Source organism: Actinomyces bouchesdurhonensis, assembly GCF_900128465.1.
In the GTDB taxonomy this organism is placed as follows: domain Bacteria; phylum Actinomycetota; class Actinomycetes; order Actinomycetales; family Actinomycetaceae; genus Pauljensenia; species Pauljensenia bouchesdurhonensis.
In genome coordinates, this window is sequence record NZ_LT635868.1 from 418,187 (window position 1) to 435,253 (window position 17,067).

Annotated in this window: 14 protein-coding genes and 2 pseudogenes; 8 read left to right on the forward strand and 8 right to left on the reverse strand. The window is 61.0% G+C overall.

Going from position 1 to position 17,067, the window contains the following annotated elements; genetic code table 11:
• Window positions 1-19: 19 nt before the first annotated feature.
• Window positions 20-1,534, forward strand: a complete 1,515-nt coding sequence (locus BQ7477_RS06795; RefSeq protein WP_073983558.1) for an Hsp70 family protein — start codon at window positions 20-22, stop codon at window positions 1,532-1,534.
• A gap of 390 nt (window positions 1,535-1,924) precedes the next feature.
• Here BQ7477_RS06795 and BQ7477_RS06800 read toward each other — a convergent pair whose 3' ends face one another.
• The 7 genes from BQ7477_RS06800 to pepN all read right to left on the reverse strand — a co-directional run bounded on the left by BQ7477_RS06800 (window position 1,925) and on the right by pepN (window position 8,489).
• Window positions 1,925-2,476 carry a MerR family transcriptional regulator gene (locus tag BQ7477_RS06800; protein ID WP_200783484.1) on the reverse strand — a complete coding sequence of 184 codons (552 nt, stop codon included), beginning with the start codon at window positions 2,474-2,476 and terminating at the stop codon, window positions 1,925-1,927.
• Window positions 2,477-2,588: 112 nt separating this feature from the next.
• Window positions 2,589-3,356, reverse strand: a complete 768-nt coding sequence (gene ftsR, locus BQ7477_RS06805; RefSeq protein WP_073983301.1) for a transcriptional regulator FtsR — start codon at window positions 3,354-3,356, stop codon at window positions 2,589-2,591.
• A 1-nt stretch (window position 3,357) separates the two neighbouring features.
• Window positions 3,358-3,792, reverse strand: coding sequence for an FHA domain-containing protein (locus BQ7477_RS06810; RefSeq protein WP_073983302.1), 435 nt, complete (start codon window positions 3,790-3,792; stop codon window positions 3,358-3,360).
• Between the two features lie 108 nt (window positions 3,793-3,900).
• Window positions 3,901-4,731, reverse strand: coding sequence for a DUF881 domain-containing protein (locus BQ7477_RS06815; RefSeq protein WP_084795702.1), 831 nt, complete (start codon window positions 4,729-4,731; stop codon window positions 3,901-3,903).
• Between the two features lies 1 nt (window position 4,732).
• On the reverse strand, window positions 4,733-5,065 hold the full coding sequence (locus BQ7477_RS06820) for a small basic family protein (protein ID WP_073983303.1): 333 nt from the start codon (window positions 5,063-5,065) through the stop codon (window positions 4,733-4,735).
• Complete coding sequence (locus BQ7477_RS06825) at window positions 5,062-5,877, reverse strand: DUF881 domain-containing protein (protein ID WP_073983304.1); 816 nt, start codon at window positions 5,875-5,877, stop codon at window positions 5,062-5,064. The genes BQ7477_RS06820 and BQ7477_RS06825 overlap by 4 nt, the downstream gene beginning before the upstream one ends.
• 35 nt (window positions 5,878-5,912) lie before the next feature.
• Window positions 5,913-8,489: an aminopeptidase N gene (gene pepN / locus BQ7477_RS06830; protein WP_073983305.1), complete on the reverse strand. Its 2,577-nt coding sequence runs from the start codon at window positions 8,487-8,489 to the stop codon at window positions 5,913-5,915.
• Between the two features lie 72 nt (window positions 8,490-8,561).
• On the opposite strand from pepN, the gene BQ7477_RS06835 reads away from it, so the two are divergent.
• From BQ7477_RS06835 to BQ7477_RS13030, 7 genes and pseudogenes are all read left to right on the forward strand, one after another.
• A complete protein-coding gene (locus BQ7477_RS06835) occupies window positions 8,562-10,142 on the forward strand; it encodes a UDP-N-acetylmuramoyl-L-alanyl-D-glutamate--2,6-diaminopimelate ligase (RefSeq protein ID WP_073983561.1) in 1,581 nt (526 codons plus the stop codon).
• Window positions 10,143-10,296: 154 nt separating this feature from the next.
• Complete coding sequence (gene der, locus BQ7477_RS06840; RefSeq protein WP_129582531.1) at window positions 10,297-11,775, forward strand: ribosome biogenesis GTPase Der; 1,479 nt, start codon at window positions 10,297-10,299, stop codon at window positions 11,773-11,775.
• Between the two features lie 124 nt (window positions 11,776-11,899).
• Window positions 11,900-12,550: a DNA-3-methyladenine glycosylase I gene (locus BQ7477_RS06845; protein WP_073983307.1), complete on the forward strand. Its 651-nt coding sequence runs from the start codon at window positions 11,900-11,902 to the stop codon at window positions 12,548-12,550.
• Between the two features lie 60 nt (window positions 12,551-12,610).
• Window positions 12,611-13,123 (forward strand): PH domain-containing protein, encoded by a 513-nt coding sequence (locus tag BQ7477_RS06850; protein WP_073983308.1) that lies wholly within the window; start codon window positions 12,611-12,613, stop codon window positions 13,121-13,123.
• 70 nt (window positions 13,124-13,193) lie between these two features.
• Window positions 13,194-13,646 (forward strand): DUF421 domain-containing protein, encoded by a 453-nt coding sequence (locus tag BQ7477_RS12410; RefSeq protein WP_234968717.1) that lies wholly within the window; start codon window positions 13,194-13,196, stop codon window positions 13,644-13,646.
• Window positions 13,645-13,977, forward strand: a pseudogene (locus tag BQ7477_RS12415) (YetF domain-containing protein); the annotation flags it as partial. The gene BQ7477_RS12410 and the pseudogene BQ7477_RS12415, both read left to right, overlap by 2 nt.
• Before the next feature lie 627 nt (window positions 13,978-14,604).
• Window positions 14,605-14,739, forward strand: a pseudogene (locus tag BQ7477_RS13030) (integrase core domain-containing protein); the annotation flags it as partial.
• Window positions 14,740-15,565: 826 nt separating this feature from the next.
• On the opposite strand, the gene BQ7477_RS06865 reads toward BQ7477_RS13030, so the two are convergent.
• The gene (locus BQ7477_RS06865; RefSeq protein ID WP_073983309.1) at window positions 15,566-16,831 is read right to left on the reverse strand and encodes a tyrosine-type recombinase/integrase; all 1,266 of its coding nucleotides are present in this window, start codon (window positions 16,829-16,831) and stop codon (window positions 15,566-15,568) included.
• Window positions 16,832-17,067 lie beyond the last annotated feature (236 nt).

Consider the following 17,067-nt stretch of genomic DNA (forward strand, 5'->3'; position numbering starts at 1 on the left):
GCGCGATAGGGTTGATGCCATGAGACTAGGAGTAGATTTTGGCACCACGACGACCGCGATCGCTATTGTTGATCGGGGGAACTATCCAATCGTCTCTTTTGTGAACAACCGCGACGATACGGTTGATTTCATCCCCTCCGTACTCGCCCTTGACGGCGACCGCCTCGTGTTCGGCTTCGACGCCGAGGACGCGGCCCGCGAGGGCGCCCCACACCTGCGCTCCTTCAAACGACTTCTCTCGGATCCCTCGGTCACCGATACGTCCACGCTGCGCCTGGGCAACCACAGCATTTCGATCCTTGATGCCCTCACCGGTTTCCTCACCTACGTCGCTCATCAGCTGCGCACGAATTCTTCCGTCGCCTCGGTGCCTTCGTCCGAGCCCCTCGAGGCCCTCGTCGGCATCCCTGCCCACGCGTGGTCCGCTCAGCGCTTCCTAACCCTGGAGGCCTTCCGCCGCGCCGGCTGGACCGTACTCGCTATGGTCAACGAGCCCTCCGCAGCTGGCTTTGAATACACGCACCGTCACGCGGGTACCCTAAACTCTAAGCGCACCGCGATCCTCGTCTACGACCTCGGGGGTGGCACCTTCGACGCCTCCGTCGTTTCGGCTACTGGCACCCTGCACGAGGTAATGGGTTCGCGCGGACTCAACCTCGTCGGCGGCGACGACTTCGACACGATCCTGGCTACCCGTCTCGCTGCCGCTGCGGGCACCGATTCCGGCAAGCTAGGCGACACGGCATGGGAACGCCTCATCGAGGATGCACGTTCCGCGAAGGAAGCCCTCTCCCCCTCCACAAAGTTCATCACGGTCCCCGTTGACGGCGAACCCACGACCATAACCGTCGCCGACTTCTATAAGGACGCCACCGCGCTCGTCGATGCGACGATCGCGGCCATGGAACCCCTGCTTGTCCCCGATGCCTCCAGTGTCGGCCAGCTCGGCGGCGACATTGCAGGACTCTACGTGGTCGGCGGCGGTTCTCAGCTGCCTCTCGTCGCGCGCATCCTTCGCGCGCGCTTCGGTCGCCGCGTCCACCGCTCGCCACACACAGCTGCTTCGACTGCGATCGGCCTGGCGATCGGCGCTGATCCCGAAGCCGCCTACACCGTACGCGAGCAGCTCTCGCGCGGCGTCGGAGTCTTCCGTGAACGCGAGGCTGGTTCCTTCATTTCCTTCGATACCCTCCTCGAGCCGAATACAGAGCTCGCGCCCGGCGAAACTCTTACGATCAAGCGTCGCTACCGCGCGGCCCACAACATCGGGTACTTCCGCTTCGTCGAATACTCTTCACTCGATGACTCTTGGGTGCCTCGTGGCGACCTCCAACCTTACGGCGAGGTCATCTTCCCCTTCGATCGCGCTTTGCGCCGTGACGACATCGACATCGCGTCCGTGCCGGTCGTGCGCACAGACGAGGGGCCGCTCATCGAAGAGTCCTACATTGTCGACGAGAACGGCATGGTGACCGTTGAGATCACGGATCTTGATTCCGCGTACACGGTGACCTGCCCCCTCGGTCGCAAGTAACGCGGTCGGGTTCTTTCCACCGATCAAGGGTAGTGGGTCAGGCAATCACCTGACCCACTACCCTTTTCATATCGGCGACTGGACGCAGCGTGGTCGCCTCGGGCATGTTGCGTGTCTTGCACGAGCATGAATTGTTGTGACATCGTATTCATATTCGCGGTCGCGGGTGATGAGAGGGACCGCAGAAAGAAAAAGGGACAATGCGTGGCACCAGGGCTATTGCACGCGCAGAAGGCAATCTTTTGGGGAACCCCATGGGAATGGTTGCACTGGTCTCGTTGGCTCGCACAGGCGCATCCAACGGCCTTCATGCAATGGCCAGCCAAAACCCATCCGTCGAGCAGGGCGCTAGCCATTCCACTCCTGGGAGCATATAGGGTTCTCCGGCCCTTAGGAGGCCGAGCGCTTGGCGCGGCGCCTCTGGGCGAGTTCGTCCACGAAGGAACGATCCGTTCGCTCGAGAGGCAGCTCCGCGAGGGACCCCTCGACCTCACGCCACACGCGACCCACGGCGATGCCGAAAACTCCCTGACCACCCTGCAGAAGATCGATCACCTCGTCCGTCGATGTGCACTCGTAGACGGAGGCACCATCACTCATAAGAGTAATCGACGCGAGATCGTCCACTCCCCTGTTTTGCAGGGAGCCGACGGCCACCCGAACCTGTTGGAGGGACACACCAGCATCAAGAAGCTTCTTAACAACTTTAAGAACCAGAATGTCGCGGAAGGAGTAGAGACGCTGGGAGCCAGAGCCACGCGCAGCGCGAATCGAAGGCTGCAGCAAACCGGTGCGAGCCCAGTAATCAAGCTGGCGGTAAGTGATCCCCGCGGCGGAGCAGGCGATCGGCCCGCGGTAACCGACCTCGTCCGTCTCGAGACCCTCGAGTGGGTCGCCGAACAGCATGCCCTGCCGTGCCGCGGCGTTGGCTTCTGCGCTCACTGTGGGGCTCCTTGTGGGTCGTATGTGATGAGAACAGGACTACGGTAGAGCACGAAACGGGGGTGGTCAACGACCCTCACGGCGAGTCTAACCTTCAGGTTAAACATGAGAGTTACAAGCCGTCGTCCGACAACGATGACACCGCCACCTCAAGCATGTCTCGATGCAGCTCAGCAAAGAGATCGCCCAGCTCGATTGAGCGTGCCCGCGCCCGTTCGCGATCCGCGCCACGGCCTCGTCCCCTCTGGGACGACACCGTCTGATCAATAATATCTGCGCTTCGCTCCGCGCCCTGGCGCACCGCGCGTAACACACGCACATCGACTCCAGCACACTCCAGGCGCGCAATCGTCGTCACCGCCTGAACACACCGTGCAGGAAAATAACCAGCAAGATCAGGAGTGATAAGCCCCAAGCGCGAATAGCGTTCCAACGTCTCCATATCCACACCGGTCAAATCCGCCAGATCCGATGCTGGAATCGCGCGCCGCCCCCCCACAGAGACCGTCTGTCCCTCGGAAGAAACCATCTGCGCTATGCGGCGACGGGTAGGCGTATGCCCAGCATCGAGCGCATCAAGCTGCGTGCGGATAACACTCAACGGCGTGAACGAGTCGCGCTGTTGCGTCAACACATAGCGCAAGCGTGCCACGTCAGCAGCGGAATACTTGCGGTAGCCCGAACCCGTACGGGCGGGATTCACGAGCCCCTCACTTTCCAAGTAGCGAACCTTGGACAGAGAAATCGCAGGAAACTCGCCCTTCAGCTCCTCGACGACACGCCCAATCGACAACTCTGGACAGTGATCGGCATCGTGCGGCCACGATGTCGCCTCCGCAGAGGGACGCGACACGCGGATACGAGCAACCGACGCCGACACGTCAGTCCTGCTTGGTCGACGGCTGGTAGGTCAGACGATACTTGCCGATCTGAACCTCATCTCCGGCATGAAGCTCAACAGAGTCAACGCGCTCACGGTTGACGTAGGTGCCGTTCAGAGATCCGGAATCACGCACGATATGCCCACCATTGGAAGCAATAAACTGGCAGTGCTTACGCGAGACTGTCACGTCATCCAAAAAGATGTCAGCCTTGGGCGAACGACCCGCGTTGGTCACCTCGGGGTCAAGAAGGAAACGAGCTCCTGTGTTGGGACCACGCTGAACGATCAGCAAAGCCGATCCAGCAGGAAGCGCCTCGACAGCCTCACGATCACGGGCAGACAGTGCAACCGGCGCCTCTTCGACATCATCCGTCAGAGGCGTGAAGCCGAAGATAGACGTTGCAGTAGGGTCAAACGGCTGGTTGTCAGACATAGTGTGCTCCAAAAGGTCACGTAACGGGACTTTCATAAGTGTAAACGTTCACCTTCCCCCAGGCACGGGAACGGTGATTTCTCTCCCCGTCATTTTAAACCGAGACGTCTAGTTGTAGCTCGCGTATTGGGGGGCCTGCGGGGTTGCGAGAGAATCAATCGTCACGAGGTCAGTCACAGTAATCGCCACCGTCGCACCCTTGGCCCGCATCTGCGAAGCAGAGCCAGCCTGAATGTCAAGTGCTGTCGCGATCGTCTGTGGCTCCCCGATGACCGTCCACAAGTAGGGCGAAGCAATAGGCGTCCCGTCCACCGCGATGGCTCCCGCCTGCCCCGTGAACGCCGAACGTGTCGTGAGTCGAACGCCGTTGAGGTCGATGGCCTCAGCCCCCGCGTTGCGCAGTTCACCGAGCGTCATCACAAACTGCGTAGGGCTGAGGTTATTGCCGGGATCGACGACGGAAACGGTGACCCCCGGCCCTTTAACCGCTATTGTTCCCGCTCCAATTTGCGCCTGTGTGGCCGCCTTCGCCGAGGCTTGCTCACGCGCTTCCGCTTCGCTAGCAGCACTTTGCAGATCCGCCAGTTCACCGCTCAGCTCCGTGCGCCGGTTACGCAGGTTCTGTTCTTGCGTGCTCAGCTCATCCAGAACGGTTACCAAATCCTGCTCGGAAAGACCTTCGAGTGGATCGGAACGTTGAGCGCGCACCTGCGTCGCCAGCGCAAAACCCAGGATCATGAAAACTATGAGCATCACGATGTGAAGACCACGCGGCAGCGCGAAGAATGCGCCTCTGGCTCGATCCCAGAGTCGAGACCCACCGTGCGGTTCGTGATGATTGCGCCTCTTGCTCGTGGATTCTTCGGCCTCGGCTGGTTGCACTGACTCCGTCGCGCACTGAGCGGTGGTAGTGGTTTCGTTCGCGGTTTCGTCAGTCATATCAGGCCTTGAGAAGGAGACGGCGGATGGATGCGGTATTAGAGAAGATGCGGATGCCCAGGACTACGACAACCGCGGTCGTCATAGCCGACCCAACTCCCAGCTGTGTTCCGAGGAAGACAAGCAGACACGCAACGACGACGTTCCAAAAGAAGGACGTGACGAAGACGCGGTCCGCGAAACGCCCTTCCAGCCAGGCGCGACCGGCGCCAAAGAGGGCATCGAGTCCAGCGACGACGGCGACCGGCAAGAAAGGGGTGAGCCAGACGGGAACAGTCGGGTCGAGCAAGATTCCCAGCACGATTCCGATGATCAATCCGATGACAGCAATCACGAGGTGCCTCCTTGGTTTGTGTCGACAGCAGGTGTGGCGTATTCGGGGGCGGAGAGTGTGAGCGCCTCCATCGACAACGAGGGTGAGACTTTCGTCGAGACTGTCATGCCGGTCATTGACTGAACTGCAGACAGATAGTCGCCCGTGTTACCGCGCACGAGAGCAATGGATAAGGCGTTGGAGTCTCCAATCGCTGTGACATCGTAGGGCGAGGATACGGGGGTGATATTGACCAGGATGACCGCGCCTGCAGTTCTCACGTAGGTGGACGGTCCGATTCGTTGATCGTTAATCGAGATAGCCTCGGCGCCGGCTGCCCACAGAGCGTTGACGACCATCGCCAGATCTTGGTCGCGCACGGCGCCGCTGCCCTTCCCTGGTCCACTTCGATCCGTCAGCGTCACAGTGATGCCCGGACCAGACACAGCAACAGTTGCGCTCTGTAGGGCGAGAGCGCTGTCCGTCTTTGTAACCGTGCTGGGATTGGCGTATTGCTCGATGGCGCGTCCCAGCGATTGCACGTCATTATTGAGGTCCTCGACCTGCGCCGAGCGTCGACTCGCTTGCTCTTTCAGGTCGGCTTTCACGTCGCCAGCGGGAGCCCTGAGGGACTGCGTAGCAACCACGGAACTGAAGCCGAGGGCGAGCGCAACCACGAACACGCCGACACGCCCGAGGAGGGTTGCGGGCCGCGGGCCGTGCGTGGCGCGGTAATGCACGTAGCCCGCATCGAGGGGGTTTGCCAGCAGCGATGTCAGCAGCGACATTGAGGCCGCGGGGTCTACACCCGAGGTCGATCCGGCATCGGGCATAGACCCCGTTCCATGGGGGTGTTCCGTTGGGGATCTCACTGATCGTGCTCCCAGCGACGCTGAACACGTTCGCGCCGCTGGAAGTCATCGAGGTGTTCGACGACGATGCGGCGCAGCTGGGTCGGCGCATCCTCGTTGGCATCAAGCCACGAATGAAGTGCACCGACGCTGGCCTCAACGCTGCCATCTCGGTCGATGTCGACGCTGAGGTTCAGCACGCCGCTCACATACCGTAAAGACATCCCGATCGTGTGCGACTCCCAGTAGGTACGCATGTGCGCGAGCGCATCATCGATGCCACTATTCCCCTCCCACGAAGAGGACTGCAGCCCCGCGAGGGTAGCGCTGAGGTAGTCGTTGGAAAGCGTGTCGGAGCGAACTGAAGCCCAGGCCTTAGCGCGTGCCGACTCCTCGGGCAGGGAAGCGAGTGCCTCGACACTCATGCGGGCTGCCTCCCCCGAGCCGTCAGCGTCGCGCCAGGAGATGATTGCCTCTTCGTTCGTGAGGCCTCTGGCAGCCAGGGCTCGGCGTGCGCGCCACGCGATGTCGGGGTTATCACTGCTCGCAAGGCCAGCGACGGTGGACGCGAATTCTTCTCCTCCACGGGCCGCAAACTCGGCGATACACGCGCGCATGTAAGAGCGCCACGCATCTTGGTCAGTAGTTTCCCTGGCCAAACGCGCGGTGGTTGCGAGCACCTGGTCGTGAACCTCGGTGCGGTGGCGTCCGGGCAGGAAGGCGGAAAGAGCTTCGGACACAAAGAGGAGGAGACGATCACGGACCGCGGGTTCCGTTTCGGCAGGAACGGCACCAAGGACCGCGACGATGAAGCGGCGAGGATCAAGAAGTCCGTCACGTACCGCGTTCCACAGCGATGCCCAGACGACGGCACGTGTGATGGGGATTTCGATCGTGCCCACATAGGTCAAGGCCACGTCGGTTGACCGCTCGTCGAGGCGGGAGATCGCGTAGGTCAGGTCGTCGTCGTTGACGACGACGAGGTCGACCGAGGCAGCACCCCCCGGGATCGCGAGGACACCCTGCGGATCAATGGGTGTGCTCTCGCCGTCGATGCGCACGTCAAAGGCGTGGGTGCGTTCAAGAGTTCCTCCCGCCGCGCGCCACGTCGACACGGTGACACGATGAGGGCGCAGAACAGCGTCGCATGCCTCGCCGCTCTGGTGGAGGGTGAACTCCGTGATCGCGCCAACAGGATCCGTTACCCACGAGGCCGACAGGGTTGAGGGTCCAGACGTTTCGAGCCACGCATGCTTCCACGAGTCCAGCTCCTGGCGCGAAGCCGCCTGAAGCGCTTCGAGAAGATCAGACAGGGTCGTGGCACCAAAGCGGTGTTTGTCAAAGTAGCGGCGTGCACCCTCATAGAAAGCATTCTCTCCAACCCAGGCGACCAACTGCTTCAATACGGCGGCTCCCTTAGCGTAGGTTATCCCGTCAAAATTGGTCTTAGCTGCGGCGACGTCGGGGATGTCAGCGGCAATGGGGTGCGTCGTTGGCATCTGATCCTGCGTGTATGCCCAGATCTTGCGATTCATAGCAAAGTTGGCCCACTCCCCCGTGTACTTCGTCGACGTCGCGATCGCGCTGGCGCCCTGGTTTTCGGCGAAGGATTCCTTGAGCCACAGGTCGTCCCACCACGCGGGGGTCGCCAGGTCACCGAACCACATGTGGCACATTTCGTGCAGCGTCGTGTTCGCGCGTCGCTGCCGCTCGGAGAACGTCGGGGTGGAACGGGAGATGTAGCTCTCGTTGAAGGTGATACACCCGGGGTTTTCCATCGCACCCAAGTTGTATTCGGGAACGTAGATCTGGTCGTAGGAACCCCACGGGAAGGTCACGCCATAACGCTCATGGAAAAAATCGAGGCCCGCACGCGTCACTTCAAAAACGTCGTCGGAGTCGAGGTAGCGGGCCAACGTGCGGCGGCATGCCAGGCGCAAGGGCAGTTCAACATGTCCACCGTCGCAGGCGCCACCACTCCAGGTGCCCCCGTCGATGACGGCCCAAGGACCCGCGACGAGCGCAGTGATGTAGCTGGACAACGGAGGTGTCGTGGAAAAGTCGTGACGTGCAGCGCCGGCACCGGCCTCCTCGCATGCCACCTCAACGCCATTGGAGAAAACCACCCACGAACTCGGGGCGATGACGTGGAACGTCCAGGCGGGCTTCACGTCGGGCTGGTCGATGCACGGCCACGCCCGATGTGCGTCGTTCGGCTCAAACTGTGTGTAGAGGTAGACCTCTGCGTCTTCAGGGTCAGTGTAGCGGTGGAGGCCCTCGCCGCTGCGCGAGTAGTACGCCAGTGCACGCACCTCGAGAGTGATGGTTTCCCCCACCGGTAGGCCTGCCACCCACACGCGATCCTCGTCGTGCTCGAAAGGGTGCTCCACGCCGTTGAGGAAGACGTCACTGACCTGACCGACAATGTCAATAAACGTGCGTTCTTCGCACGAGGTCAAAGTCAGGATCGAGGTTACGGGATAGGTTGCTTGAGATGAGTCCTGGGCACCGGAAAGATCGACGGTGACATCGATGGCTAAGACGTCAAGGATGCCAGCGCGATGTGCTGCTTCGTTGCGTGTCAAGATCTGCATGTCTCTTATCCTACTGTGTCACAGTCCATGCGCGTGCACCACGGGCGCGCGATGACGATCTACAGTAGTGCCATGACATCAGTGACTGATATTCGCCCGTCCATTGACCCTCTCCCGCTTCAGCGCGCCTTCGACGGCCTCGATGTCGAGGGCTTCTACGGTGCGGACGGGGCCTCCGCAGCGCTTAAGGGCTGTGACCTGGCGGTGACAGGCGTGACAGTGTCTTCCAACGATTGCGAACCCGGTTGGATTTTCGTTGCGATCCCCGGCCTGAAACAGCACGGCATCCGGTTCGCCCACGCCGCCATCGAGGCTGGCGCCAGCGTCATTCTCACCGACGAGGAGGGACGCGTGCAGGCACATGAACGAGGCCTGGGGACCCCCGTCGTTCAGGTCGCCGATCCTCGAGGCGTCGTTCCCGCTCTGTGTGCGAACGTTTACTCGTGCCCGTCCTCGCGTCTAACGACCATGGCCGTGACTGGAACAAACGGCAAGACGACGACCTCGTACCTGATGCGCGCCGCCATCGCCTCGCGTTTCCCCCAGGCCTCCCTGTGCGGCACCGTCGAGACGCACGTCGGACCGATCTCGTTTGAGGCGGTGCGCACGACCGCAGAGGCGCCCGTCATCGCCCGATTCTTGGCAGCCACCGAGCAATACGGCTGCGGCGCCGGGGTCATCGAGCTGTCCGCGCACGCCCTGTCCCTGCACCGGGTGGACGGCATCGTCTTCGACGTCGCTGCCTTCACGAATCTCCAGCACGATCACCTGGACTACTACGGCGACATGGAGCATTATTTCGCGGCTAAAGCGCTCCTCTTTACGCCGTCTCACTCACGCGCGGGCGTCGTGTGCGTGGACGACGAGTGGGGCCGCCGCCTGGCCACACAGGCGAGCGTGCCGGTGACCACCGTGTCCGCCCTGACGAACGAGAGCGCTGATTGGCAGGTCCGCGACATCCACCCCGACAAAGCGATCGGACGCACGGTCTTCACGCTCGTAGACCCCGACGGCGTCGGCCACCGCGTCGCGATGCCGATCCTGGGCGAGGTCAATGTTCAGAACACCGCCGTCGCCATCGTGTCCGCCGTCACGCTGGGAATCGACCTGGCTGACGTGATCGCCTCCATTGAAGGCGCACCGCAGATTCCCGGACGCATGGAGAAGGTGAACCCAGTACCCGGCCCTCAGCCTCTCGTCATCGTCGACTACGCGCACACCCCCGAAGCCCTCGAGTGGACCCTGCGTTCCACCCGCGAGCTAACACCCGGCAAGGTCGTCATCGTCTTCGGAACCGACGGTGACCGTGACGCGACCAAGCGCGAGCAACTCGCTGAGATCGCGGCGCGCGAGGCGGACGTTTTGTGGGTGACGGACGAAAACCCACGCACTGAAGACCCCCAGGCGATCCGCGACTACCTGCTACGCGGCATCGCATCCGTGCGCCCGAACATGGCCGACGTCACCGAGGTAACGACATGCCGACGCGACGCCGTGCGACGCGCCATCCTGGCGGCCGACCCCGGCGACACCGTCATCATCACGGGTAAGGGCGCAGAGTGGTACCAGGAAATCCAGGGAATCCACCACCGCTACAACGACGTGCCAGTCGCCACCGAAGTCCTGGCCTGCGACGTAAGATCGCATGAATAACGCGCATGAACCTGTGAGCTGGCGCGCCACGAGGGTCTCCATCCGGCCCACGCGGCGCGCCACACCGTAGACTGGGCAGGTGAATGACTTCGACACCCAGCACGGCGCACCCACGATCTTCGGGGACGACGCGACCGACGCCTCGACCCAGGACCTGGCCACGGCCTCGTCCGATTCGGCCGCTCTGACCGATGACGAGGCCGCAGCACGCGCCCGCGTCATGCGCGCCAACCTCGATCAGTTCGCACTGGATGAGGAGGATCTTGCGCTCCTGTCAGGCGAGGCCCAGCTCTCCGCCAGCGACGAAGTCACAGCGGGCCTGCCCGTCCTAGCAGTGGTGGGCCGTCCCAACGTCGGTAAGTCCACCCTGGTCAACCGCATTCTCGGACGCCGCGAGGCCGTCGTGCAAGATACGCCTGGCGTCACGCGCGACCGAGTCTCCTACCGCGCAGAATGGGCCGGGCGCGACTTCACGCTCGTGGACACTGGCGGATGGGAGATTGACGTCAAGGGCCTGGACCGCTCGGTCGCCGAGCAAGCAGAAATCGCGGTGGACCTGGCCGATGCCGTCGTCCTCGTCCTGGATGCGACCGTCGGAGTGACCGCATCAGACGAACGCATCGTTGACATGCTGCGCTCAAAAGAGAAACCCATCATCCTAGCCGCCAACAAGGTCGACTCACCCGTACAGGAGGCCGACGCAGCCTACCTGTGGAGTCTTGGACTCGGTGAACCCTACCCGATTTCCGCGCTGCACGGGCGCGGCACAGGCGATCTCCTCGACGTCGTCATGGATGTTTTACCAACCGAGTCTGCCGTGGCCTCCGCGCTCCCGTCGGGCGGCCCGCGGCGCGTGGCTCTCGTCGGGCGACCCAACGTCGGTAAATCATCGCTTCTGAACGCTCTGGCTGGCGCTACGCGCGTCGTCGTGAACGAACTAGCAGGCACAACCCGTGACCCCGTCGACGAGCTGATCGAATTGGACGGACGCTCCTGGTGGTTCGTCGACACGGCCGGCATCCGCCGCAAGATGCACCGCACGACCGGCGCCGACTACTACGCCTCCATCCGCACCCAGGCCGCCATCGAGAAAGCTGAGGTCGCGCTTGTCCTCATCGACGGCTCCACCGCGCTCACCGAGCAGGACGTGCGTGTCGTCCAGCAGGTCATCGACGCGGGCCGCGCTCTCGTCATCGTCACGAACAAGTGGGACCTGGTCGATGAGGAACGCCAGAAGGAGATCAAAAACGAGTTCGAGCACGAACTCGTCCAAGTCCAATGGGCACCGCGCATCAACCTGGCAGCCAAGACCGGCTGGCATACGAACCGCATCGTGCGTGCGCTCGATACCGCGCTCGCGGGCTGGCAGACGCGCATCCCAACGGGCCAACTCAACGCATTCCTCGGCCAACTCGTGGCCGCTCATCCGCACCCACTGCGCGGCGGGAAACAGCCCCGCATCCTGTTCGGCACGCAGGCATCGAGTAAGCCCCCTCGCTTCGTTCTCTTTACCACTGGCTTCCTGGATCCGGGCTACCGACGCTTCATTGAGCGTCGGCTGCGTGAGACCTTCGGTTTTTCGGGCACACCCATCCAGATTTCGGTGCGTGTCCGTGAGAAGCGACGCCGCTAAACAGTCTCGCTGACGCTCCCGCGTGCCTTGCTTCCGTCCACAGGAGTGGCTCGTGCATCATCGTTATCCACAGGTGTCACGGCGATGATTGACCCACATAAGCGTGAGCGCGCAGGATGGGAACATGAATACCTCCTGTGATTGCCCGTTCCCCCCTCCCCTTCCCGTTGGCCTAACGCTGTGCGACGACGGCCTTGTTCGTCCCACGTGGGCATCCCACGATGTCCTCCTGCGCGACTACTACGACACCGAGTGGGGTTACCCCATCCACGACGAAGCGGGCGTGTTCGAACGCCTGGTCCTTGAGGGATTCCAAGCGGGCCTGTCCTGGCGTACCGTGCTGGCGAAGCGCGACGCCTTCCGTGCCGCTTTCGCTGGTTTTTTACCGGATGTGGTTGCTGCTTTCACTGACGCGGACGTTGAGCGCCTTACCCGCACTGAGGGCATCATCCGTAACCGTCGTAAGATCGAGGCAGCGGTGGCGAACGCGCGGGCGACGCTCGCGCTGCGTACCTGCCGCGACGACCCCGACTCCCCCACCGTGCATCATCTCGGTGAACTCGTGTGGTCCTATCGACCAGAAGTAGATCCGCGCCCGACCTGTGCCCATGAGGTTCCTTCCTTCATCCCTGAGTCGCGCGCGCTGGCCGCAGATTTGAAAGCACGAGGCTTCCGATTCGTTGGCCCGACGACGATGCTCGCGCTCATGGCGGCCATCGGCATCGTTAATACGGACATCGTTGGAACACACAAGCGCCCCATTCCCAGCCCGTGACCGGTAATGCGTGTGCGACACGCGTCCTCTTCGTGGACTGTTATCTGGCATGATGGAGCCATGGCTATTTCCAAGAAGCTCCTCAGTCAGGACGAGATCGTCGTTCGGCACATGCACACGCACATCAAAACCTTGCTGCCAGCCATTGTCATCGAGGCCATCTTGTTTATCGCGGCGGTCGTCGGGTCCTTCTATGTGCCGGATAACGCCCGCTACTGGGCTCTGCCGACGATCTGGATCGCTACCTTGGTACTGTCGGTCCCTCTGTTCCTTATCCCTTGGATCAAGTGGGCGACTTCGACGTATACGGTAACGACGAAGCGCATCATTACCCGACGCGGCATTTTTACCCGCACGGGACACGATCTGCCGCTGTCGCGCATCTCCGACATTCAGATGGAGAAGAACTTCGACGACCGCATCTTCGGCTGTGGCACACTGTTCCTTCAAACGTCAGCAGATGATCCGCTCGCGCTTCACGATGTTCCAAAGGTTGAGGTTGTCCAGGTCGAGATCTCAAACCTGCTCTTTCACGACGTCCAGGGAGCGATCGACGCGGATCCGACGAACTGATTACATCGCTGGTCCCGCTCATTCATATGCCGGGTAGAGTGTCGCCTTGTTCGATGTTCACGGTTTCGAAATGACGATCCTCAAACTCCTGATCGGTGTCATCCTGATCGTTCTTCACTTGCGCTTCACCGGCAAGCAACAGACGACCCAGATGACGCCGATCGACTTTATCGGCAACTTTATCCTGGGTGGCATCATCGGTGGTGTCATCTACAATCACGCTATTACCTTCGCGGAATATGTCAGCGTTCTCCTCGTGACTTTCGCGATCGTCTCCGGCCTGAACTACCTGACGTCGAAGTTCATGCCCACGCGCGCCATCGTTATGGGCCGCGCCTACACGATCATCGAGAACGGACGTTTCACGCAGGATGCCTTGGACAGCCCTGATCATCAGTTTGACCCAGTGGAGTTCCTCGCTGAAATGCGAGAAAAGGACATTTTCTCGCTGAGCGAGGGACCGTGCCCAACGGGAGGCCAATGGTTCTCTCACCGTCCGCAAGGTTGGCGAGGGAGGACTTAATTTTCTTCTGGTGTCTAACAGTCAGATTGTGAGCGACGCTATGGAGCTGGCTCACTGTGACGAAGAATGGCTACGAGCGGAACTCACGCGGGCCGGTATCGACTCCCTTGATGATCTGTTCCTTGTCGAACTTGATGCTTTCAACCGTCTTAACATTGTCGCGTCAGATGGCCAGACAACATCGATTCCAGCATCAAATCAAGCGGTCACGGAAGGCACGACCGCGGCCCGGTTCCAGTGCGTACCGGAAGGCCAAGCGACGCCGGAAGATACCCGCGCTAACGATGCGCGCCCTGGTCATCATCAGACTGCGTCGGGAAGTGACGACTGACCACTCTTCGTTACTCGTCCTGCTTCCCCCGGCCTCGTCGCCTTTGACGAGGCCGGGGATGTTTTGTGTCGGTTCCGGCATCTCGACGGTACTTGATCGGGCAACGCCCAGTACCTACGAGGTAGGTCGAAATCATCCCCGTTGACGACCTCGACCTAGGGCATAGTTTACCCCACAGAGAAGCGATAATTGGTGCGCTTCACACCGCATCGAACAGGTGATGACCTGCGCAAATCCACGCATTCTTATGAAGAAACCACACTGCACCAGGCAAAATGCGGTAACAGCTCAGCGCGTCACATTTCGATTACAAAGATTGGCCAACAAATCGAGAAGGGACGGAGGTCCCCCACTGGAGTAACGTCGCGCGACGAGACATCTGTATGGCGAGAAAATCCCAAGTGCGGCGTTACAGTCGTTTCCGCCTATGCCCCATCTGAGCACACTCGTAGGAGGCGAGGAGTCTGGGCACTGCGTTCGCAAGGGCAGAATCTTTCTGGCCGTTCAGCAAACCTCCTCGTGGATGGGATATTCCGTCCGCCTGAACGCAATCATCTCACGTTCCAGACGGTCCGCAGAGAGTTCTAGGACAAAGCACGTCCCGGCTACACAGGTCCATGGCGCGACCAACGCGAAGTCGAACGCGAAACCTCAGCCTGGGTCCACTGGTACAACACAAGCCGCCCTCACCTCGCCCTGGGCGGAATCACACCGCAACAAGCAGAAAACAAATACACAACAACACGAAAGAAAGCGGCCTAAAAATCCCTACACAAAACCCGGGACTTGACACCCCTTGTCATTGCCGGCGACTCCCTACCGGCGTTTATTGGCGCCCGTCGGGCAGTCCTGCACCAGTGAGGGAGCATGACACCAGGGGTAATGGGGGGTTTTACACCATTAGAAGCCTCCCGTCGGCGTGTCGTCGGCGTGTCGCGCCTCTAATGGTGCAATTCCCCCCGTTTGGTGGCGCAGTCATCGGCAAGCAAGTCACGTACGGGTCCCCGTGTAGCGCAATTCCCACAGTTTGCTGTCGGTGAGGGTGCGCCTCGGGGCAGCGTGGCGCCCGCGTCGCAAACCACCTCGGTAACAAACGCCGACAACGGGGTGTCGTGTGCGAGATGGCCTGCGTTGTGAGCACAACGGCGCCTGACCTGGTGTATCCCTCGCACGCGAACCGCTGACAATGCGCGTTAACCCCATGACACGCACGCCAATCTCGGGGTATACACACCCCCACGATGAAACAAGCACCTTCAATGTTGATTTTCCCGCACCAGCAAGCCGAAACGTCACCACAAAACCAACACGTCTTATCCTTTAACCCAGGATCGTTGACTGTCAGGCATGGCTAATGACGGATAAAAACCAACATATAAAACTAAAACGCGAGGACAGCTCCTGTCCTCGCGAGGTATTTTGTCGGGCTGGCGGGATTTGAACCCACGACCCCTTGAGAAGGGTATTCAATTCGTAGGGGCCCCCAGGGTGTTGCGGTTTTTTGGCGGGATAGCAATGTTTTCCTCATCTTCATTCTTCCCGTCAACACCCGATGAAACCCCCTCAATCCCATGAGTCAACATGAGGTTCAACATGAGGTGAGGGCCTGTGAGGCTGCTGCCTTGAGGGCCTCGACCTCGCGTGCGTCGGTGTAGTGGGTTCGGTTGATCTCCCGCGTGTGCCCAAGCAGGCGGATGCGTTGATCCTCGGGCACCACATCAGCCAAGATCGAGTTGATCGTCGTCCTCCACGAGTGCCCGCGCTCCACCCTGAACATTTCAATGCCACACGCCTCGGCGAGTTCCTCATAAACTCCCGCGAGTTTGCGATCCCTATTCCTGGGCAGCCACTCTTTCATCGGATCGGTGGGCGATCCGAACAGGTACGCACCCTCGGGCAATTCCTCGATTCTCTCCACAACCAACCGTGCCACCCGGTCATCGAGAACGGGCACACGGCGAGCCTTGCGGGTTTTCGTAGCCTCGCTGGACAGGACGAACACGACGTTCCCATTGTCGTCCACTTCGACCTCGTTCACGGGCCGTTTGCCGATCTCTGAGGTTCTCATCCCTGTTGCTGCCTGGGTGAGGACAAATTCAAGCAGCGCCCGGCGCTCGACAATCCGATCCTCAAGAGTCCAGCGTCCCCGTTTCGGCTTCTCAACCTGGGTCGGGTCCTGGGTAAGTAGCCAGTCGATCGCCTTGTGATACTCCTCGCGCGTGAGAGCGTGGCCGCCGCGTTGGACGGGTGGCTTGCGCGCACCGGACAGGTCGAGGTCCAGATCGGCTAGCGGGTTGTACTGCAACAGGCCGTCCAGTTTCAGTGGTCGAGCAAGATACTTTGAGGCAACCAACTTCGCATGTTTGACGTTTTTCACCCCGTGCAGCCGACCGATCTCTTCGAGGCAATCCTTCAGTACACGGGGCCTCATCGCTGCTTCGATGGACAGACCCTTGAGTGCGTGTCGGTGTCTGTGGCCTTTCTCCTTGGAACCGCACTCACCAAGCAGCAGTCTGTATGAGAGCCAATAGCGTGCCCGTGTGGCCTCAGCGAGGCGCTCGGATTCGATCGCGGGGCGAGTGACCTTCTCCATGTACTCAGCCACGGGCGAGCGCAGGGACCACGAGGAGGTTCCGGAGGTCCGGAGCAGTTCGGCGGCCTTGGCGCGTGCCCTGGTTCGCACTTCTGCCCTCGTGGGGGCCTGTGTCGTCACGTACTTGGCCCGGCCGTCGTGTAAAACAATTCGCCATTGCAGGCGAAAGCCCCCGTCAATCGGGACGGGGGTCACGCGGTCGATAGAGTGCTCGCCAGGATTAAGCATCACCCGGGCCACTCGCTTCTTCGGTTCGCTCATGCCTCACATCATAACATTGACTATTCCCCTGGTTCAAGTGGGAGTGAGGTGGGGTTGCGGGGATTTGGTGGGGTATGCTAGGATCGGAGCAAGTCCTTCGGGCCGATCCCACTAAGGGTTCGGCACACCTCGATATCTCCGAGGTGAGGGGATGAGCCTGGGGCGGTATGAGATTGGCCGTCTGGGGGTTCTGAGGAGCTTCCCACATCGCTCTCGACGGGATGAGTGGTGCCGAA

Excerpts from the sequence above, each read along its gene's own strand:
- BQ7477_RS12410 (WP_234968717.1), top strand. The coding sequence starts at position 13,194 with ATGACGATCCTCAAACTCCTGATCGGTGTCATCCTGATCGTTCTTCAC.
- BQ7477_RS06850 (WP_073983308.1), top strand. The coding sequence starts at position 12,611 with ATGGCTATTTCCAAGAAGCTCCTCAGTCAGGACGAGATCGTCGTTCGG.
- pepN (WP_073983305.1), bottom strand. The coding sequence starts at position 8,489 with ATGCAGATCTTGACACGCAACGAAGCAGCACATCGCGCTGGCATCCTT.
- BQ7477_RS06825 (WP_073983304.1), bottom strand. The coding sequence starts at position 5,877 with ATGCCCGATGCCGGATCGACCTCGGGTGTAGACCCCGCGGCCTCAATG.
- BQ7477_RS06865 (WP_073983309.1), bottom strand. The coding sequence starts at position 16,831 with ATGAGCGAACCGAAGAAGCGAGTGGCCCGGGTGATGCTTAATCCTGGC.
- BQ7477_RS06845 (WP_073983307.1), top strand. The coding sequence starts at position 11,900 with ATGAATACCTCCTGTGATTGCCCGTTCCCCCCTCCCCTTCCCGTTGGC.
- BQ7477_RS06815 (WP_084795702.1), bottom strand. The coding sequence starts at position 4,731 with ATGACTGACGAAACCGCGAACGAAACCACTACCACCGCTCAGTGCGCG.
- BQ7477_RS06795 (WP_073983558.1), top strand. The coding sequence starts at position 20 with ATGAGACTAGGAGTAGATTTTGGCACCACGACGACCGCGATCGCTATT.
- BQ7477_RS06835 (WP_073983561.1), top strand. The coding sequence starts at position 8,562 with ATGACATCAGTGACTGATATTCGCCCGTCCATTGACCCTCTCCCGCTT.
- BQ7477_RS06810 (WP_073983302.1), bottom strand. The coding sequence starts at position 3,792 with ATGTCTGACAACCAGCCGTTTGACCCTACTGCAACGTCTATCTTCGGC.